This is a genomic window from Vibrio sp. VPAP30 (assembly GCF_001188205.1).
GTDB lineage: Bacteria > Pseudomonadota > Gammaproteobacteria > Enterobacterales > Vibrionaceae > Vibrio > Vibrio bivalvicida.
Genome location: NZ_LBLS01000013.1, coordinates 13,894 through 35,296, shown reverse-complemented (window position 1 = coordinate 35,296; position 21,403 = coordinate 13,894). Strand labels below are relative to the sequence as shown.

Annotated in this window: 14 protein-coding genes; 6 read left to right on the top strand and 8 right to left on the bottom strand. The window is 43.4% G+C overall.

The genetic code is table 11. The features are described 5' to 3' along the window. Positions 1-172 precede the first annotated feature (172 nt). Complete coding sequence (locus ZX61_RS02040; protein ID WP_049843056.1) at positions 173-2,227, top strand: hybrid sensor histidine kinase/response regulator; 2,055 nt, start codon at positions 173-175, stop codon at positions 2,225-2,227. Positions 2,228-2,305: 78 nt separating this feature from the next. Here the strand turns inward: ZX61_RS02040 and cqsA are convergent, their stop codons facing one another. From cqsA to ZX61_RS02010, 6 genes are all read right to left on the bottom strand, one after another. Further along, positions 2,306-3,487 (bottom strand): alpha-hydroxyketone-type quorum-sensing autoinducer synthase, encoded by a 1,182-nt coding sequence (cqsA, locus tag ZX61_RS02035; protein WP_049843055.1) that lies wholly within the window; start codon positions 3,485-3,487, stop codon positions 2,306-2,308. Positions 3,488-3,699: 212 nt separating this feature from the next. Next, positions 3,700-4,671 (bottom strand): TDT family transporter, encoded by a 972-nt coding sequence (locus tag ZX61_RS02030; protein WP_049843054.1) that lies wholly within the window; start codon positions 4,669-4,671, stop codon positions 3,700-3,702. Positions 4,672-4,789: 118 nt separating this feature from the next. Further along, positions 4,790-6,190, bottom strand: a complete 1,401-nt coding sequence (gene clcA, locus ZX61_RS02025; RefSeq protein WP_049843053.1) for a H(+)/Cl(-) exchange transporter ClcA — start codon at positions 6,188-6,190, stop codon at positions 4,790-4,792. A 419-nt stretch (positions 6,191-6,609) separates the two neighbouring features. Beyond that, positions 6,610-7,590 (bottom strand): CobW family GTP-binding protein, encoded by a 981-nt coding sequence (locus ZX61_RS02020; RefSeq protein WP_049843052.1) that lies wholly within the window; start codon positions 7,588-7,590, stop codon positions 6,610-6,612. Between the two features lie 80 nt (positions 7,591-7,670). Beyond that, on the bottom strand, positions 7,671-8,606 hold the full coding sequence (ylqF, locus tag ZX61_RS02015; protein WP_049843435.1) for a ribosome biogenesis GTPase YlqF: 936 nt from the start codon (positions 8,604-8,606) through the stop codon (positions 7,671-7,673). 262 nt (positions 8,607-8,868) lie between these two features. After that, positions 8,869-10,389 (bottom strand): sensor domain-containing diguanylate cyclase, encoded by a 1,521-nt coding sequence (locus tag ZX61_RS02010; RefSeq protein ID WP_049843051.1) that lies wholly within the window; start codon positions 10,387-10,389, stop codon positions 8,869-8,871. A gap of 487 nt (positions 10,390-10,876) precedes the next feature. Between ZX61_RS02010 and ZX61_RS02005 the strand changes: the two genes are divergently transcribed. From ZX61_RS02005 to yejF, 5 genes are all read left to right on the top strand, one after another. Further along, positions 10,877-12,436, top strand: a complete 1,560-nt coding sequence (locus ZX61_RS02005) for a methyl-accepting chemotaxis protein (protein ID WP_049843050.1) — start codon at positions 10,877-10,879, stop codon at positions 12,434-12,436. Between the two features lie 168 nt (positions 12,437-12,604). Continuing rightward, complete coding sequence (locus ZX61_RS02000) at positions 12,605-14,419, top strand: extracellular solute-binding protein (protein WP_443083314.1); 1,815 nt, start codon at positions 12,605-12,607, stop codon at positions 14,417-14,419. Positions 14,420-14,430: 11 nt separating this feature from the next. Beyond that, positions 14,431-15,519 carry a microcin C ABC transporter permease YejB gene (locus ZX61_RS01995; RefSeq protein ID WP_049843048.1) on the top strand — a complete coding sequence of 363 codons (1,089 nt, stop codon included), beginning with the start codon at positions 14,431-14,433 and terminating at the stop codon, positions 15,517-15,519. Next, complete coding sequence (locus ZX61_RS01990; RefSeq protein WP_049843047.1) at positions 15,519-16,559, top strand: ABC transporter permease; 1,041 nt, start codon at positions 15,519-15,521, stop codon at positions 16,557-16,559. The genes ZX61_RS01995 and ZX61_RS01990 overlap by 1 nt, the downstream gene beginning before the upstream one ends. A 2-nt stretch (positions 16,560-16,561) precedes the next feature. Beyond that, positions 16,562-18,154: a microcin C ABC transporter ATP-binding protein YejF gene (yejF, locus tag ZX61_RS01985; RefSeq protein WP_049843046.1), complete on the top strand. Its 1,593-nt coding sequence runs from the start codon at positions 16,562-16,564 to the stop codon at positions 18,152-18,154. A gap of 63 nt (positions 18,155-18,217) precedes the next feature. Here the strand turns inward: yejF and ZX61_RS01980 are convergent, their stop codons facing one another. Further along, positions 18,218-19,372, bottom strand: coding sequence for an insulinase family protein (locus tag ZX61_RS01980; RefSeq protein WP_049843045.1), 1,155 nt, complete (start codon positions 19,370-19,372; stop codon positions 18,218-18,220). Between the two features lie 252 nt (positions 19,373-19,624). Next, positions 19,625-21,400, bottom strand: a complete 1,776-nt coding sequence (locus ZX61_RS01975; RefSeq protein ID WP_049843044.1) for an EAL domain-containing protein — start codon at positions 21,398-21,400, stop codon at positions 19,625-19,627. Positions 21,401-21,403 lie beyond the last annotated feature (3 nt).

Genomic DNA, 21,403 nt, shown 5'->3' with positions numbered 1-21,403 from the left:
TTTACATAGTTCACTATGTTGCGTATGCTCACTTTATACATGTTAATTATGTGAAGAGCATCTAAACAAAGGAAGCTGGCAAGTATTTATACCGAGCATGTTAACTGACTGAGTGCACTAGATGCATTGAGTTTGCGAGGTAAGATGGAGCTTATGCTCAGTGGTTTAATGCATGAATGTAGTAAAAAAAATATATCAATACGCAGACCCAAACCTAGAACTCGTCGGATGGATGGGGTTCTTTGGTTTTCCTGCGTACTTCTACATTTGGTCTTATGTTTACCCTCAACCTTATGAGAATGGCCCGCTAAGGTTTTTCTGCGCGTTGATTCTGCTAGGTCTTGCACTTAGAAAGCATGTGCCTGCATCACTTAAACGTTACTTACCGTATTACTACTTAGCAACCATAACGATCTGCTTACCCTTCTTCTTCTCGTTTATGATGTTTATGAATGAATGGTCCACGGTATGGGCGATGTCTTTCATGTCTTCGATCTTTCTCCATATTCTTTTGGTTCATGAAACTCGTGTGATGCTGTTGCAAGCAATCGGTTCTATCATTGTTGCCTATTTACTGAGCTATGGGTTAGGCCATGCGCCGAGTAAGGTGGAAACGGAAGTCATTGTCATATGGCCATATATCCCAATATTTCTGTTCACCTATGTATTCGGCAATCTGTTTTATTTTCGTAACCAAGTCGAACATGAATCGAAAGTCTCGATCGCAAAATCATTTGGGGCAGGGATCGCTCATGAAATGAGGAATCCGCTTAGTGCACTCAAGGCTTCGATAGACGTTCTTGATTCTTCTTTACCTTCGATTAAGACGATACAAGGTGATAAAGCTGAGATTGACAAAGTGGATGTTGAGCGGATGAAGGAGGTACTTGTCGGTGCAGATGAAGTGATTCGCAATGGTAATGAAGCAATCGATCTATTGCTGACATCGATTGACCAGAGTCGAGTATCGCATTCAACCTTCAGATCTTATTCTGTCGAGCAGATTGTTCGAGAATCTCTCTCTAGTTTCTCTTATCCAAGTGAACATGCGAAACAAGTCGTCAGTTTGCATGTAGAAGAAGATTATGACTATTTTGGTAGTGATACATTATTAAAATATGCGCTCTATAATCTGCTGAAGAACTCTCTTTACTATCAAAATGGTGAAGAGTTCAAAATAGCAATATCGATAAACAAACAGGGCGAGTACAACTATTTGTACTTCGAAGACAATGGCATTGGTATAGACAAAGATAAGCTTGGGTATGTGTTCAAAGATTTCTATACGTCTGGAAAGTCATCGAGTTATGGTCTTGGTCTTCCGTTTTGTAAACGCGTAATGCAGGCGTTCGGCGGCAAAATTAAGTGTGAGTCAGAACTCGGCCAATGGACACGATTTACTCTTAAATTTCCACAATATGAGTCTCAACAGGTGTCTACAATTAAGCAAGAAATATTAAGAACTAAAACGATACTTTACATCGGAAACGACGCTACAGTGCAACGCAAACTGAATGAGTTTACCTTTTATACTGGGGCGTTATGTGACGTTGTCGATTTTGACCAAGCTCGTGGTAAAGAAGAGTTCGAGTTTGAATACGATTTGATATTGCTGGACCTGGAAACATGCAGTGAACAAGAGTACTTGATGTTGGAGCCAAAGCTGCATTTTACTGAAGCCAAAATCGTAATGCTTTATGCTCAAGATGGGAAATACCATAATCGATTCAGCCGTTTCCTTACTTTCTATCCCAAAGAAAAAGCGCTATTTTTTGCCGATGTTACTAAGTCTGTGGATGCACTTATGTTCGGCAGTATCGAGCCGAATCGAAATCTTATCCCTAAACAGGAGTCAAGTGTTTCAGGCAAACGTATCTTGATTGCGGATGACAACGAATCAATGAGAAAACTTACGAGTATTCTGCTTAACAAACAGGGCTATCAAGTTTCTCAGGCTGGTGACGGTAATGAAGTACTCAATGTCTTAAATAGTGAGTCTGTTGATTTGATTTTGATGGACCTTGAGATGCCGATGCTTGATGGGTTGGAGACAACGATCGTAATTCGTGAATCGGAAGAGGGCTATGCAAACGTACCTATCTTAGGTCATACCGGGGACAACCGAAAAGAGACTTTAACCAAAATCGAACAAGTGGGAATGAATGGTTATTTAATCAAGCCAGTGGATAAGGTGAGATTGCTTGATAAGGTATCTGACTATATATAGCGGGCTATAAATGTGCAGTCATCACTCCGGTATGAAAATTAATTTATCAAGCGCCTCTTTTTTGAGGCGCTTTATTATTTAAACGAAATATAAATCCTTATTGTAGTAGGCTTTGCGTGCGACAGATAGAACCTTATCTATATCATTGTTAGTTAAGGAGCTATTTAATGAAAGTCGCAAGATGTTTTTATTATCTGGGGTGGCAGGTGTACAGAATACTGATCCGAATACGCCATTATCTTCAAAGAAATCACGCACTTTGCGCGTATTGGTTTTTTCTCCGGTTTCTAAGCCTATGATCTGAGACTCACTCCGTATATCAAACCCAATATCTTTTAGGCCAGAGACAACTTGTTCTGCGCAGTATGTCAGTTGTGTTCGTGCTTGTTCACTGTCTTTAATCACGCTTAATGTAGCGTCAATTCTATCTAACTCGAACGCCATCATTGCTGAGCTAAAAATAGAAGGGAACGACACATAGGGAACCACCTGGCCTGTTAGATTGTTGCACCACACAGCCCCCGCTCGGTAGGCAAAGGTTTTGGCAAGACTTGCAGTCATGAAGTCGACTTGGCTAGTTAAATTGAGCGCCTCAAGCAAGCCTGCCCCACGACTACCGTGCGTTCCCAACGAATGAGACTCGTCAACGACGACTGCACAGCCAAGTTCTTTGGCGATGTCAACGATCTCTTGTAATGGTGCGATTGTCCCTATGGTGCTGTAAATAGAGTCAACTAAGACAACGCCTGGGCCGTTTCGTTTGATGGTACGCTTAAGGTGGCGGGCATTGTTATGCATGAAGGGGTGGATATTCGCCCCCGCAATTCTCGCGCCTTCCCACAGCGACATATGAGCAAAGAAATCAATATAGACATTGGTGTCTGAGTCACAGATAGTCTGCAGTAAACCTATGTTCGCAATCCAACCTGAAGGAGCAATGGTACAAGTTTGAAAGCCAGTATAGTCAGCAAGGCGGTGCTCAACCGTCTTGTCTAATCCATCACTGTGCAAAAACACATTCGACATAAACGCCGTGTCCTTATGGGAGAGCAGTGAACTAACTTGAGCGTCTATGATTTTAGGGTGATGTGTCAGCGCAAGGTAGTCGTTACTTTGCAAAATGATATCACCAGTGTGTGGCTTCTTACCTAATACTAAGTTTCTGCCGTTATCTTTTGTATTTATTAGGTCGGAAACATAGTAGTTGATTCGTCTGTCGATAAACTCAGGTAGACGAGAGCGAGTCGTTAACATATTCATAATACATAGCCTTAATTAAATGGTTTTATGCGCCAGCTGACATAGCTATGTATAAATACAGTTGAATAAGAAATCTAATAGGAAATGTGATTTTCTTGCGTATACTAACAGATAAAATTATAATCAATGTTATATTGAATAAAAATAATTACCCTATAGGGAATCTATCTTAATTAATATTTAATGGTTAATTTATTACATGTCATTTTTAATTATTGTGAATTGACTTTAATATTCGTTCGGAAGAATTCTGGCCAGTACATCTTTAAATAACCAGCTGCCACCCATGCGACCAACCCAGTTGCCACTGACAACTCAAACAGCCCAAAGTTGTGTAACCAATACCAATGAGGGTGGCTTTCGGAAAAAAATGACGTCAATCTGTGCATTGCAATGGCACTGATAACCGAGGGAAAGGTCACCGCCGCAATCGATGGCTGAAATTTTAGTCTCATTAATCTGATGTAGCACAAGTAGATCAATAAGGTCATCGTGATGGCTATTCCCGCTAGGGCCCCAGTCAGGATTGGATCTGGCTGTGGGAAATTCACTAAATAGGTTGCGAGCGTAAGGTTAATTGGTGCAGCCATTATCGCTAGCGTAGGCTTTGCTCTTTTAGGTAGCATCCCTTCAAAAACAAGGCGATAAAGTACCAAGGGCAGCATAAAGAAATAGATGGTAATACAAATAGTGACTAAGGTTTCTGAAAAAACAGTGTGCCCAAATTGTGTACCCGCCAAAGAGCTACTTATGACCCCAACAGGATAAAGAAACCAACTTGGAACTATGTTGGACATTTTGAAATTCAATAGTTGAAACGAGAAGAACAATGTCATCATAGTTAGGTGTAAAAGCAGCGCGGCAAACCACAATGGGTAAGCGATAATCGGTGATATCACGGCGAGGTAATCACATAATATCAACAAAGCCATACTCATCGGTGCCATCAGGCTTCCGCTGAGAGGGTGGCGAATATCATTCATGAAGGCGCTGTAGCTTGATAGGTACTTCACAAGCACAGGAAACAACAAGATTGCACCTAAGCCAGCAAAATAAGGCCTAATGATCTCTCCAACTTCAGGAATGTACAATGCCCAAGCATGACCAAGCCCAATGACTCCTAATGCCAGCGAAGCCTGAGAAGGCGGGACACTCTGGAATTGAGTAAAGCGTCTCCAGTTCAACTGCTGCTATCCTTATTTGGTTAACGCTACTCCTGTCGATGGGGATTTGCCGTTAACTTCCGATGATGTGGGGTTAATTGCCGCGATCATAACAAGCCAAACGGTTGCGACGCAAACCTCATTGTTCATTGGTCGGAAGATCTTTCTGCCTCAACTTCTCATTTTTCAGAGTTCGGTGGAGCAATTGGCTATAGATAGGCTGACCACCAAGTAGTTGAGCAAAAATAACCGCGCCTAAACTGGTGATGATAAGTGGAAGGATTAAATAGTAGTTATTGGTCATTTCGATCACGAGCAAAATCCCCGTAATTGGAGCGCGCACGGTGGCAGCAAACAGCGCTCCCATCCCTGCAATAGCGAACATTCCAGGGGTGATGTTTAAGTCAGGCAGAAGGCCTTGGGCGATTAAACCGAATGCGTAACCAAATAAGGTTCCCAGAGCAAGCATGGGGGCGAAAATTCCTCCAGGAGCGCCAGAGCCAAAACAAATCAGCGTTGTCGCGATACGTGCCGCAAACAGCAGAAGTAGAATTTGCGCGCTATAACCACCATTAGTAATGGTAGGTATTAAGCCTATACCACCACCCGTGACTGAAGGGAAGTAGAGCAACATAATGCCGAAACAGCCGCCGATCAGTGAACCCGTAATCAAATAGCGTTTTCTATCATTGCGATGGAGTTTGACAAACAGGTCTTGAGACAGCGTGACTAGTTGGTTGAAAATGACACCGAAAATACCAAACAAAGCACCAAGAAGTAAGAACAACCATAGAACTGGAAGCTCTGGTGCCTCATATTGTGGCATGGTAATCACGGCATGCTGGCCATTAATGTATCGAAAGACAATATTGGCTGATATAGCTGAAATGATCACCGCTCGAATCGAAATCAAAGAGTAGCGAAATTGCGGGCGCATTTCCTCGACCACAAACATGATGCCGGCCAATGGTGCATTAAATGCAGCCGCAAGACCACCAGCCGCCCCCGAGGCGAGTAATGAATGGCGTGTATCGTCATCTTTGACTTTAAAAATATCGGTCACCATGCGCCCGATCGCCCCGCCCATTTGAACGGTAGGCCCTTCACGACCAAGCACCATTCCTGAACCAAGAGCGCCCATTCCGCCAAAGAATTTCACTGGAATCACTCTCCACCAGCGTACAGGACGAATACCATCCATTGCCCCTTCTATTTCAGGTATACCTGAACCTGCCGCTTCAGGAGCGAATCGATGAACAAGGAAGTAACCGATAAAGGCAAGAGTAGCACTGATAAGAAAAGCGGCGAGCCACAAGGGGAGCACACTACCGATTTTACTTATTAGCCAATCGGTACGAGTTTCAGAAACGAAATGGACAGCAATTTCAAAGTAAGTTCCCACTAAACCAGCAAGAACGCCAACAATTAATGACAGAGCGAGCACCGATAATGGTGTTTTGTCCCTTGAGAGAAATTGATTTACCGCATCCTTGGGTACTTTGGCGAGTAAGGATAGCTTAAATTTTTCTCTCTTGGTCATGAAGATGAGGCTCCGGTATGATAGGAAATTTTGATGTTTATCATAAGAATTATACTCGTGAGCGCCACTAACTATAGCAATAAGAATGGAATATTGATTTTCAAAATTGATATAACGGCGATGGTGGAAGAAAAGTATGGAAATTACTGGAGGGAAATCACAATATCGACACAAGCATAGGGGATTAGAGCTTGCATAATCGTTGTTTTGAACCATAGTTAAAGGGTAAGGCTATTTGAACCGACCCGCATGGAGGAAATCTCGCCTTACCTACAATTTGGATGGATTCAACAGTAAAATTGAAAGCCTCGTTTTTTATCAGGTCGCAACATAATGACTTCCTGATTCGCAAACTCACGATTGAGTAACGAGGGATAGGGCGCACTGATTGGTGCGCCTCTTGTCGTTTAGAGGAAGAGTTATTTCTCTAAATTGGAGATTTGTTTTAAGACATTCTCAAGTTGGTCCCAAGGAAGCAATTGGTTATCTATTACCTCTAAGCGACTTTCAAACCCTTCTAATGACATCTCATTCACTGAGACAACGCCGTTACTTACGTTAAATGCAAAGCAGCCATTTGACGTATTTAAAACACCTTTAACCCTTTCCGCTGTTATGTCTGACAGCACTGAAAAAAGGTCATCGAAATCAAATATGATTTCTGCACCAAAGATCCATCCGCAGCTATAATAACCTTGGCCTTTATTCTCTTTGCGAGCATAGGACTGATTCGGAGCTAGGTCAAACTGTGGTTCTAGCTCGGCATGTTCGTGGTGATATTCAGCTACGTCTGAGGATGGTGAGCTGTCGCGGCGAGGTGAATCAAGCAGTTCGATCGGAAAATTACCATGTTTGACCAACTGGCTGAATATCTTAGGAGGTGTTTGGTCTGTGACCCAGTCATTGAAAGCGTCAACATCGCTGACGTGGCACTGATCGACTTTGTTACCAATGATAATGTCAGAGATAGCCAATTGATCAGTAAAGTTTTGGTTTTGCAGATACTTGTCTTTAAGCAGATTTCTTGGATCAACCAGACCAATAGTCGCTCTTAGGTCGATATAGTCAGAGAACTGGCTAGAGGTGAGTGTTGCCAGTACTTTGTGTGCGTGTCCAAGCCCTGTTGGTTCAACAATAAGTCGGTCAGGGTTGGTTCTAAGTAGTGCGGTAATTGCCACAGACATAGGCACGCCTGCTGCGCAGCACATACAGCCGCCAGGAACTTCTTTAATAAGGGCTCCTTGATCGGTCAGTATGGCGCCATCAATACCGATTTCGCCAAACTCATTGACCAATACTGCCCAGCGTTCGCCTACGGGCTTTTCTTGTAGCAGATTAAGGATTGCGGTAGTTTTACCTGTTCCTAAGAATCCTGTGATGATGTTAGTAGGTATGCTCATCAATATATCTCATGTTCTTTTTGTTACACTATAACAATAGGTCACAAAAAAGGGCAGTGTAATCACTGCCCTTAGTCAAATTAGCGTTTGTTTTTAAGATAACGCTTGCGACGTTCTTCTTTCTTCTTCGCTTTCTCTTCTGCTTTTCGAGTTGCTTCAAGTTCAACTTCGATAAGCTCTTGGGTAATCATTTCAGGCAGCTCTAATGTGATTTGCCCAAGCGTACCGTTACGTAACTCGTGGAGTAGAATCTCCGAACATTTGTGCAAATCCACCCGACCACCTGAGCGCAGTGCGCCACGCCGACGGCCAATTTCTTCCATTAGCTCAATGTCGCTTTCCGGAAGATCTTCTATCTCATAACGCTCTTGTAGGCGCTGAGGGTACGCTTTGGCAAGGTATTCAACTGTATAAAACGCGACTTCATCGTATTCCATTGCAGTATCTTTTACCGCGCCAGTCGCAGCAAGGCGGAAGCCACTGTGCGGGTTTTCAACTTTCGGCCACAGAATTCCCGGAGTGTCGGAAAGCACGATACCATTTTGCAAGTTAATGCGTTGCTGACGGCGAGTTACCGCAGGTTGGTTGCCTGTTACAGCGATGGTACGACCGGCCAGTGAATTGATGATGGTCGACTTACCTACATTCGGGATGCCCATAATCATGGTGCGAATGTTTTTACCGATCTCTTCACGGTGTGGCGCAAGCTTACGGACCAACTCCATGATCTTCTGCACTTCGTGTGGCTGTGATGTGGTAATCGCAATCGCTTTTACGTTGTGCTCTTTCTCAAAATGGTCAATCCACAGTTGAGTCAGTTCTGGATCAGCGAGATCACGTTTATTGAGCACTTTTACAACTGGCTTATCTTCCTTTAACTCTGCAATCATAGGGTTTTCGCTACTAAAAGGGATACGTGCGTCAAGCACCTCAATAATCACATCGATCTGAGGGATCGCTTCAGCAATCTCTTTTTGAGCCTTGTGCATATGGCCCGGGAACCATTGGATAGACATAGAACTAACCTTGAAATTCAAACTTGGCACAATTGTAAGGGTAAATGAGGGAGAGTAAAGGGCAAAGTCAATATTGAAGCTTACGGCAAAACGAACTGTGTTCAGTTCACTTTGCATGTATTTGTTCGCGGCTAACTACGCTTTCGCCAAAGCATCGCTTGGTTGTAGCAACAGGGTCGCTAACCCTGACAGGGCTTAAATTACAGGTGGCAATGGCTCTTTGGTATATTCCGCTAGCTGCACGTATAACGAAAACAAGGTACTACCAGAGAATATGAAAGCCATTTCGGCCATTATTTTTTGCTTCGTATAGTGCTTGATCCGCTTTTTGGAACCAGTGGGATAGTTGACTGTAAGAATCTAACTCACCTGATGTCGCTCCTACACTAATGGTTAGCGTGTCGCTTGTTGGAGAGTGTTCATGCTTTATACCCAGTTCATCGACGCAATTGACCAGTATTTTCAGGTAGCCATCTAATACAAGTGGATGATCTCCAGCCAGAAGGATACAAAATTCCTCTCCGCCATACCTTGACACGAGCTTTTCATATCGGGTGTCAACAGATTGAAGTGCTTTAGCAACTCTACGTAACGCTTCATCCCCCTCTAAGTGCCCATAGTTGTCATTGAAAAGCTTGAAATGGTCGACATCTATTAGGATAACGGCAATGTACTTGTATTCTAGCGTTTCTATTAAGTCATGAGCGGTTTCATACAGTAATCTTCTATTGGCAATTTGGGTCAGGCTATCTATCGTCGACTGCTTTCTTAAGATTGCCCGTTTATCTTCAAGCTCATTGATTAAATCATTGATTTGTCTTGCGAAGCTGCGCATTTCTTTCGAAATGAATGTATCTTCACTCGGGAGTCGGTCACCGGACTTTTGAAACTGTTTTAGGTATTGTTGAGCGGCTTTTAAGGGCTTGACTAAGTTTGTCACTACGTAAAGATTCACTGCAAAGGTAATCAGAGCAAACAAAGACAACGCAGCAATCTCAGCTTTAGGTAGGAACTCGGGCAGGATTTCATTGTGCGAGACGTTAATTGCAATTTTAAGCGCATCGTCAATCACGTCATCTCGATAAAGGATAGTGCTATTTGATTCGATATTTTTCACTTCTCCATAAGAAGGAAGTATATAAATTCCTACTCCTGTTGAAGCCTCAATCTGCTTGATGAATTCTTCTCTGATTTTTCTAATAAACAGCAAGTAACCATGCTCACACTCTTTGCCGTCGCTAAGGCAAATTCTTGAAGAGGCAACCATAAATACCGAATCATTATAGACAGCGTAATCAACGAAAGACTGGACGGTATCTTGCTGAGCGTTGACGGCATTAGACAAAACTTTATCAATGACAGCGCGCTTTTCCAAAGCTAGAAAAGACATATTTACAATGGCCTCACCATTGTAAACGCCACTCCAAACGGTATTGACGTCCGGATCAAATATGACAATGGCATCAATATGCTTTGAGGAAAATGCATGTGGGCCAATGCTTTCATTGATGAACAAGTCATTTGGCTGGTCAACATACCGAGCCATTGTTGTCCACGCAGCATAATCTTCAATTGATGCGCGAAGTTCTAATTCCTCCATACTTAGCACCGTTTCTACGCGCTCTAGTTCGAACTGTTGTCGATTTTTAGACTGTTCGAGTGCTTGGTCGTGACTCCAAAGCAACTTGAAAGAAAGGTAGAAAAACAGAAATAACACCGCCGCTATCATAGAGACAAAGATAGTGATCTGGCGAATACTTAAGTGTTTGAAGTTATACAACAATGATGAGTCACCTGTAGCGCTGTCGATATTTTGCAATTTGTATTTGTACGTAAGTATAAGTGTAGAGTGATTGTAGAAAAGTAGTGAACTAATCGCTTAGAAAGGCGTAGTTATCGGTGCTGGGGCTGAAAATAGCGCTAGCATCAAGTGCAAGTCGACTTTGTTGGTGATTAATTCTACAAGTTGGGTGTATTCTCTTTGAAAGTGAGGCACTTATCAATAGTAACCGCGTGTGTTAAGCGAGCGCGAGACAGAGTATCTTGAGTTCCAACTCTACCTAACTTAATGGGTCTCTATTCACCAGAAAGGACTATTATGTGGAACCAAGGCTTTAAGTAAGAGTTCCGTATTTGTCGGGGCGCTAAAATGTCCTAACTGTCTAGTGAAATACTTCAAAGTTTTACAACTGGGTAGGATTAATATTTTGTCACATTTTGATTAATTGTTTATATTCGCGGCAACATAATTACTACAAAAGTACTAGATCATGTCAGCCCAGTCTTCATCATCACGCGAAACGTTTTTGGAAAGCAAAGAACAACTTGTCTCTACCACCGATTTAAGGGGGGTTATTACTTACAGTAACGACGCTTTCGCTCGAATCGCGGAGTTTAGCCAGCAAGAGCTAATCGGACAGCATCACAATATTGTTCGCCATAGTGATATGCCCAAAGCGGCTTTTTCTGATATGTGGCGTAATCTAAAGCAAGGTAAAGCATGGCGCGGTATCGTAAAAAATCGTACTAAGTCAGATGGTTATTACTGGGTGGATGCCTATGTGACGCCAATCTACCAGGATAATGAAATGGTGGGCTATCAGTCGGTACGGGTAAAGCCAAAGCGTGAATGGGTTGAAATTGCGGACAAAGCTTATAAAGGCTTACTTAGTGCAGAAAAGTCGGGCCGGGTATGGTCATTAAAGATAAGTGATAGCCTTCGCTATGCCATTCTACTTGGAGCATTGGGTGCCCCTTTGATTTCAAGTTTGAGTCATATACAAGGGTTGCCAAGCTTCTTATTGAGTGTAGCGCCAGTTGCGGTGCTATTTACATTGTTCAGACAAGAACTGATTGATACGCCGAAACACCTGAGTAAGCTGCAATCTGAGTATGACAGTGTCAGCCGGTTGATATTCTCTGGCGGTAAGAAGTTTTCAATCGCTGATTTCCATCTAAAATTGCTTTCAGCTCGAATCCGTACTGTGCTTGGCCGAATGACGGATTCGGCTAAACCATTGCAAGACCTAGCAGACAACTTAAGCGCTACGTCATACCAAGTGACCGAAGCGTTAGATCAACAAACAAAAGATATTCTTCAGGTGCGTGAAGCGACAGAAGAGGTGGAAGTAACGGCCAATGAGGTTTCAGCTAGCACCCAAGACGCGCACAAAATTGTTGAAGTGACGATGAATACTTGTGCTGATGCAAAACAGAGCATTACACAAACCCACCAAAATCTCACTCGCTTAAGTGCACAAGCAGAAAAAGCGACGCAAACGACTTATCAATTGAGTGAACAGGCACAAAATGTTAACAAAATGATGGAAGAGATTGGAGGTATCGCAGAGCAGACAAATCTATTGGCATTAAATGCGGCGATAGAGGCAGCCCGAGCAGGAGAGCAGGGGCGTGGCTTTGCTGTTGTAGCCGATGAGGTTCGCGCACTTTCTGGAAGAACGTCGAATGCGACTGTTCAGATCAAAGACAGTATTGAAACCATGCTTAGTACTATTGAAAGTTGGCAACAGGATATTATTGCCAATCAGAAACAGACCAATACTTGTGGCGAAGTCGCGAGCGTCAGTGCAGAAAGATTGTCTGAAGTAGAAACCTTAATGCATTCAATGAGCGACTTAATGCAATCGGTCGACAGTTCAGCCATTAAGCAGCGAGAATTGTCGAGTGAAGTCAATCTGCATATCCATTCCATTGCCTCAACGGCAGAGCAAAACCTAGCGGCAACACACACGGTTAAAGAGAACGCCAATGATCTCAAAGGGCAGGTTAACGAGTTCTATCAGCTTGCTAAACGGTTTGAAGATAAGTAATCAATTTGGTTGATGCTAATGGCCCTCGATCTTCTCGAGGGCTATTTTTTTGCTTCACAGAAAAGAGTTTGGGAATCTATACTGATCCAAGTAGTTGAATTATTAATAATAATTAATACTATAGTTATTAGAACGATTGGATTACCAAGGAAGGAAGAGCATATGAAGATGCTGACTCGTCTTGCGCTGAGCGGATTGATTGCCGCGAGTGCGAGCTTTGCAGCTTACGCCAAAACTATCGAAACGACGACATTGGTAGGGTTTGGCGAAGCTAAGTACCCAGAAAATTTTGCTCACTTCGATTATGTCAATCCTAATGCGCCCAAGTATGGCAAAGTGACTTATGGTCAGATGGGAACTTACGACAACTTTAACCGTTATGCATCACGTGGTGTGCCTGCCGCAGGAAGTGGCCAGCTTTACGATACGCTGATGTATTCCCCGAGTGACGAGATTGATGCGTACTACCCATTAATCGCAAGTAATGTGCGCTATTCCGACGATTTCATGTGGCTTGAACTGGATATTAACCCCAAAGCGCGTTTTCAAGATGGGGTGCCCATCACCGCTCATGATGTGGCATTTACCTTCGAAAAATTTATGACGGAAGGTGTCCCTCAGTATCGTTCTTATTACAAAGCGATTAAATCGGTGACGGCGAAGTCGGATTATGTGGTTCGGATTGAGATGTCTGAACCTGACAGAGAAAAGCTATTTAGTTTCGCCCAGTCTACTCGTGTGTTGCCTAAGCACTTTTGGCAAGATAAGAAGTTTTCTGAGCCACTGAATAAGCCTCCGGTAGGAAGCAGTGCGTATAAAATCACCGATTACAAGCCGGGCCAGAGTGTCACTTATACTCTTGACAAGAATTACTGGGCAAAAGATCTTCCTGTCAATATTGGTCGTAACAACTTTGAACAGGTTCAATACGACTATTATCGTGATGATACCGTGATGCTAGAGGCGTTCAAAGCGGGTGAGTTTGACCTTCGTATTGAGAGCGAACCAAAGTTTTGGGAGAACTCCTACACTGGAGTGAACTTCGATAAGGGTTACATCAAGAAAGAAGAGATTTCACATCAACAACCGCAGCAGGCCAATGGTTTTGTCTTTAACATTCAAACTGAAGTATTCAAGGACCCGAAAGTTCGCGAAGCCATTAATTATGCCCTCGATTTTGAATGGATGAATAAGAACCTGTTTTATAGCGAGAATAGCCGGACGCGTAGCTATTTCCAAAATACCACATATGAGTCAGTAGGCTTACCGTCAGAAGCTGAACTTACAGTGCTGGAGCCGATTAAAGATAAAATTCCACCTCGCGTATTTACCGAAGAGTATCAACCCCCTGTAACAGATGGCTCTGGTCGGATTCGTAGCCAGATGCGCACGGCGTTCAAACTTTTTAAGCAAGCAGGTTGGGAATTGAAAAATAAGGTTATGACGAACGTTAAAACGGGTGAAGCAATGAGCTTTGAGCTGTTGATATTCAACCCTAATGTCGAGACCTATGCGATTCCATTTCAGAAGAACCTTAGGTCGATGGGGATTGATATGAAAATCCGCACGGTTGACCGTACTCAATACATAAAAAGGTTGCGCGATCGTGATTTTGACATGGTCTCATCGAGATATTTTGCCAACCCATACCCAAGTTCGAGTCTGATGATAGTTTGGAACTCTCAATTTATCGATTCAACCTACAATACCGCAGGCGTTATCGACCCTGCTGTGGACTATTTAACGCAGGCGATTGCGGATAATCAGCAAAACCCAGACAAGTTGTTAGCCCTTGGCCGCGCATTCGATCGAGTTTTGCAATGGAGCTTCTATATGGTTCCACAGTGGCATTACAGCAAATATCGAGTCGCGACATGGGATAAGTTTGAACGACCAGAGATTCGCCCCGAATATGACTTGGGCGTTGATACGTGGTGGGTGTCAAAAGAGAAAGCTGCCATGCTACCTGAGAAACGACGTTAACAGAGGCTCTGATGGCTGCATATATTTTTAGACGACTACTGTTGGTTATTCCCACCTTGTGGGCGATCATCACTATCAACTTTTTTATTATCCAGGTCGCACCGGGTGGTCCAGTTGAACAAGCTATTGCTCAAATGGAAGGGCTAGAGTCGGGCTTGATGAGCCGAATTACAGGGGGCGGCAACTCAGCAGATACCGCTGCCGTAGAGGAAGCATCGGCAACAGGCTACAAAGGCTCACGAGGCTTAGATCCAGAAGTCGTTGAAGAGATAAAAAAGCAGTTTGGTTTCGATAAACCGTTGCATGAGCGATATTTTGACATGTTGAAGAACTATGTCACCTTTAATTTTGGCGATAGCCTTTTTAAGGGGGGCAGTGTGATCGACCTGATTGTAGAGCGATTGCCGGTCTCTATTTCTCTCGGGCTGTGGAGCACATTGATCATCTACTTGATTTCAATTCCTTTGGGAATTTTAAAAGCGATTCATCACGGTAGTCGATTTGATATTTGGTCGAGCGCTGTCATTATTGTCGGTTATGCGATTCCAGGTTTTTTGTTTGCCATCATTTTGATCATACTATTTGCAAGCGGGAACTATTTTAGTTGGTTCCCGTTGCGTGGCTTAGTCTCTAATAACTTTGAGCAACTGACATGGTATCAGCAGGTCGTTGACTATTTTTGGCATTTAACATTGCCAATACTAGCAATGGTTATTGGTGGTTTTGCCACTCTAAGCATGCTGACTAAAAACTCCTTCCTTGATGAAGTGAACAAGCAGTATGTTGTAACGGCACGAGCAAAAGGGTTAGACGAGCGAGACATTCTCTATAAGCACGTTTTTCGTAACGCTATGTTGATTATTATTGCTGGCTTTCCGGCGGCATTCATCAGTATTTTCTTTACTGGCTCAATGCTAATCGAAGTGATGTTTTCTCTTGAAGGTATTGGGTTACTGGGTTTTGAATCGACGATACAACGAGACTACCCCGTTGTGTTTAGCTCGCTCTATATCATGACGTTACTTGGCCTGATCCTGAGTATTATTTCTGATCTTACCTACACTTGGGTGGATCCGCGAATCGACTTTGAGGCGCGTTAATGTTGTTCAAGAAAAAAAGAGCCAACCCTCTTAACGAAGCTCGCTGGCTAAGATTTAAAGCCAACAAACGTGGATATTGGTCCATGTGGCTATTTGGTTTGCTGTTTATAATGAGCTTGTTCGCCGAACTGATTGCGAATGACAAACCAATGTTAGTGGAATTTGACAACCAATGGTATTTCCCGGTAGTCACGCAATATGCTGAAACTGAGTTTGGTGGCGAATTTGAAACGGAAGCCGATTATACGGACCCTTATGTTATTGAGCTTATCGAGGAGAAAGGTTATATCGTTTGGCCGTTGATTCGATTTAGCTACGATACTATTAATTACAACATCGGTGGCGCAGTGCCTTCTCCACCCGATGACGTTAACTGGCTTGGAACTGATGATAAAGGCCGAGATGTCCTTGCGCGTGTTATTTACGGCTTTCGTATTTCAGTGCTATTTGGGTTCGTGTTAACCATTGTCTCAAGTGTGATTGGTGTAGCGGTCGGTGCAACGCAAGGTTACTATGGAGGTTGGTTAGACTTATTTGGTCAGCGATTTATAGAGGTCTGGTCAGGGATGCCAACACTGTTTTTGCTCATCATTTTGTCGAGTTTTGTTGAGCCCAACTTTTGGTGGCTGCTGGGTATTATGGTGGCGTTTAGCTGGATGAGCTTAGTGGGCATCGTCCGAGCGGAATTCTTACGTTGTCGCAATTTTGATTATGTCCGCGCAGCACAAGCGATGGGTGTGGCTGATAAACGTATTATGCTCCGTCATATGTTACCAAATGCTATGGTTGCTTCGTTGACTATGATGCCGTTTATCTTATCAGGTTCGGTTACCACTTTAACCTCGCTTGATTTCTTGGGTTTTGGCTTACCTGCTGGATCACCATCTTTGGGTGAATTACTTGCGCAAGGCAAAGCTAATCTACAGGCCCCTTGGCTTGGCTTCTCGGCATTTTTCGTCCTCTCTGTGATGCTTACTTTACTGGTGTTTATCGGTGAAGCCGTGCGCGATGCATTTGACCCTCACCACCAAGGAAGATAGCCATGTCAGAAACTGTACTTACCATTAACGGCTTATCAGTGGGCTTTGGCCGTCAAACACAAGTCGAGCAAGTAACTAATGATGTGTCGCTGTCGATAAAAAAAGGCGAGACGCTCGCTCTAGTCGGAGAGAGCGGCTCTGGCAAATCGGTAACCGCAAACTCAATTCTAAAATTACTGCCTAAAGGCGCATCCCATTATTTGTCTGGTAGCATCGATTTTGATGGCGTTGATATTCTTCAATGCTCTGAAAGGCAGCTGAGAGGGATTCGTGGTAGGCGTATTGGTATGATTTTCCAAGAGCCGATGGTATCGCTCAATCCGCTGCACAAGATTGGTAAACAGTTGGTTGAAACGTTAGCAATTCACCGCGGGCTGCGACAACGAGCCGCCGAACAACTTGCGATTGAATGGCTAGCTAAAGTTGGCATTCGCAACCCAGAGCATAAAGTTGTCGCTTACCCACATGAATTGTCGGGCGGTGAAAGGCAGAGAGTCATGATCGCTATGGCGTTAATTAACGAGCCGGAACTGCTGATTGCTGACGAACCAACAACTGCGCTAGATGTGTCTGTTCAAGCCCAAATACTCGATTTGTTGAAAGACCTGCAACAAGAAATGGGTATGGCGATGCTGTTCATTACCCATGATTTGAGCATAGTGAAACGTATCGCTGACCGTGTTGCAGTAATGCAGAATGGCAGTTTGGTTGAAACGGGAAGTTGTCAGCAGATATTTAACTCTCCGGTCCACGACTATACACACAAGCTGATTAACTCTGACCCTAGAGGATTACCTGTCAAAGTCAGTGAGCAAACGTCGCCTTTACTTGATGTGAGTAACCTACGTGTTTGGTTTCCCATTACTGGCGGTATATTCAAACGTGTTGTGTCCCATATCAAAGCCGTTACCAACATGAACTTTGAGTTGAATAAAGGGCATTCCATCGGCTTGGTTGGTGAAAGTGGGTCGGGTAAATCTACTACAGGTATGGCTATTTTGCGACTGGTCAAATCCGAGGGCTCTATTGCTTATCAAAACAATGAACTACAAGGTTTAGACAGAAAAGCTATGTTGCCCTACCGGAGTAAGATGCAAGTGGTGTTTCAAGACCCATTTTCAGCGCTCAATCCTCGTATGTCTGTTGCTCAGGTGATTGGTGAAGGACTTAGGGTACACCAAACTTTAAGTGAACAAGAAGTTGATCAACGCATCTGCGAAGTGATGGTGGAAGTTGACCTCGACCCAGAAACAAGACACAGATATCCGAACGAGTTTTCAGGAGGACAAAGGCAGCGAATTGCCATAGCACGTGCCCTTATTCTAAAACCCGAATTTATACTACTTGATGAACCGACCTCGTCGTTAGACAGAACAGTCCAAGCTCAAGTATTGGATTTGCTAAAGTCCTTGCAAGCAAAATATCAGCTCACTTACCTGTTTATCAGCCACGATTTGAATGTAGTGCGCTCTTTGTGTCACTACACAATTGTGATGAAACAAGGTGAGATCGTGGAACAGGGTGAAACTCAACAAATGTTTGCTGATCCGCAACAGAGTTATACCCAACACTTAGTGAGTCTTTCTACCTTTTAGCTTATACAAAACAAAAAACCAGTCACTAATCGACTGGTTTTTTTGCCTTAGGATGAGCGAAAATTACAAAAATACGCTCTTTTCCGCAGACCAAGTTTTCTCGAACTCTTTACTCACATCGTACTCGTTTAGGTGAGCAACGTGGAAGTTAAGCAAATCGAGATCATAAGATGGCTCTGTATAAACTGTGCCTAAACTGATCGCTGCTACTAGGCGGTCTGCCTGCTCAGCTGCGTAATGCTCACTACCTTGACGAGTTTGACGCTGGAGTTGTTCGCGCAGTTGGCTAACCACCATTTCATATTCAACTTGAGTGAATCCGGTCGCAATAGCGCGTTTGATTTCTGTCTCGACCAGCTTCTCGGCATCTGATTTCTCATCGGCAGACATTTCGGTCACACGGACTTGAGACAGCAAACGGTGATCGAAAAGCACTTCATTGTCGACTGTCACTTTTGCTTGGGAGTGCTGTTGCTCAAGCGCCTTCTGGATACGTTGCTCTAGTAGTTTGTTTGCGACAGTAGTGAGTAGTATCTCTTTGCGGTGAAGTTTACTGTCTTGCTCGTCTGCCAGCGTTTTCAACGTTCTCACGGCGAAGCTAGTGTCATTGGCTGACTTTGACTGAAGATAAGAATCTAAGTCAACACCGTGCCCTTGAGCTTTGAGTGAAACTGGAGTTTTCACCCAATCGGAGAACTGGCGTTGGATCAGTTTGATTGTTTGCCTAGTGTTTACGCCACCAGTAACAATGACTGTCGTATTCTGAGGGACATAAAATTTGCTTTTGAATTCATTAATGTTTAATTGGCGAATTAAGCCTTGTCGAATTGCAGCAAGATTAGTTTCAATAGATTTTTCATCAGCATGCGTTAGATCTAAGCTAAATACAGTCTGTTCTAGTTCGGTTGAAGCTTTCCAGTCGCTACTTTCAACACAAGACTGCGCCGCGAGGCGAGCCGAAGCGTCGTGTTCAACTGACTGTTGCGCTGAGCCCGAACCAATACGGACGCGTAGAGACACTTCATCTGAGTTGCGGGTGGTCGGTAATACAACAAATCGCAGACCGTTATTTAGCTGAGCAACTTTGGTGCTGGTCGGCATCTGAATATCAGTATGCTCAAACCACAACGCAGAATTACTAGAAGCGTTAACAACGGGTGAAAAAATCAGACTAGCAGAGAGTGCTGCACCGATCAAACTACGTAATGAATAAGACACTTTGTACTCCAGAAACAAGAAAAACAAATATTTCCGTGTTCAACAATAACGATAATCTATAACGTTATCAGTGTGTTACCTTTCCTTGAATAAGAAGAATGGCTTCTTAGTACACCAAAGCCTTGTTTCGCGAACCTTGCGAGGCCTATGAACTGGTTTATAAATTTGTATGAATTCTCTACAACTAAAGTTAATTAGTCAAATAGAATTATGAATTGGGTGAATGAGTCTCAGAAATAAGATGGCGTGGTATTAGATTTTTGTATAGTGGCTAGCGCTGGCCACTGAAAGAGGTTTTGCGAACCAATAACCTTGAAGGTAAGCGGCTCCCATGTCTGTGAAAACGCGTTGCATCGCTGCGTCCTCAATCCCTTCAATGACAATATCGATATTGTAAGAGTTGCAAAGTTTAGTAATAAAAGAGAGGTATTCAAAGGTTACCGGGTTTTCAAGTGAACGCCACGCGATCGATTTGTCGATTTTAATCTGCGAAAGTGGGAGGTCAAAAAAGCTGTTGAGCGAACTATAACCTGCACCAAAATCATCTAACGATAATTGAAACCCTAGCTGTTTAAGTCTATTAAGTTGTGCTATTGCGTCTTTATTATCATCAAGGATAATGGTTTCAGTCAGTTCAAGTACAATCGCATTGGCGTTAACACCATACTCTTGGGTCATTTTCTTCACATTGTCTGGGAATTGCTGACTAAGAAGTTGGAGCACAGAGACGTTGACGTTGACTTTGATAGAGTCACTGTGGGTTTGCTGGTATTTGTTGATAAAACGGCAGGCTCGCTCAAAAACAAAATAACCCAGTTCACTAATGAGGCCTTTTTTTTCTGCAACGGTGATAAATTCGTCGGGGTAGATCTCTCCGATTGTTTCACTGCGCCAACGAACTAAGCTTTCAAAACTGGCCACTTTTTCAGATCTGCAGCAAACAATGGGTTGAAACTTGACAGACAACTTACGATTACGGATAGCATTGCCCAGTTCTTGTTCAATATAAAAGTGTCGGTCTACTTGAGTTTTAGTGGTCGTAGTGTAAACGCGAATGTGCGGTTCTGGTTGTGTGGTGGCGAACTGGCATGTTTGCGCGGCGACTTTAACAATTTCATCGGTAGCTGTTTCAGATGGAATATTCGGGTAGATCCCAATACTAATTTCATCTGCGTACAGAAACTCTATGCTTTTTACGGCGTCCGCATAGGCTTGACTAATACGTTTTGCCAATTTGCCTAGCGACGCTTCGTCGTATTCACCACGAACAATGATTGCAAAATCATGCGATTGAATACGGTACATGTCGACAAACTGCTCAGGAAACTCGCCGAGAATCTTCGTTAAATGAGAGAGAAGGTTGCGCATTATTTGCGAACCGTAAAGTGTTTGGTAAGATCGTGTTACCCCAGGTTGGATATACATCAAATGATGAGCTTCATCGGTGATCAACTTGAGATTATCGAGATCCATTGCAAGCTTTTGTTCGTTTGACAACCCAGATGAGCCATCGCGAAAAGAGGACTGCTGTACGTAAGACTCCATCAATTTTCTATCAGAAATATCTCTATGACAGCCGATCATGAAGCGTTGTCCATTGACGGTTTTAGTGACAGCAGTGCCTTCTAACCATATATATTGACCATTGGTACAACGAATACGATATTGGACTGTAACGCGTGACTCATCTTCTTGAATATGCTCGCCGACTCGTGTTCCCAACGATAACTGATCTTGAGGGTGCACAAGGTCTAACCATGTTTGTAAGTTAGTCTGTCCGGACTCAATGCCAAAACGAGAGTAGAAAGAAGGGTTATAAAAGCAGACGTTGTCGCTATCCGTCATATAAAATATGCCATCGTTGAGGACATCAATCATATGACGAAAATGGTTATTCATAAGATCATCTAGCTCAGCACCAGTTAGGCCGAGAGCCGAGGACTCTATCTTATCTACAATTTCTTCCTCAATCTCGGAAACTAAGGACAGATTTGGATGTAAGGCAACGCTGTCAATCGAATGAGCCATTGA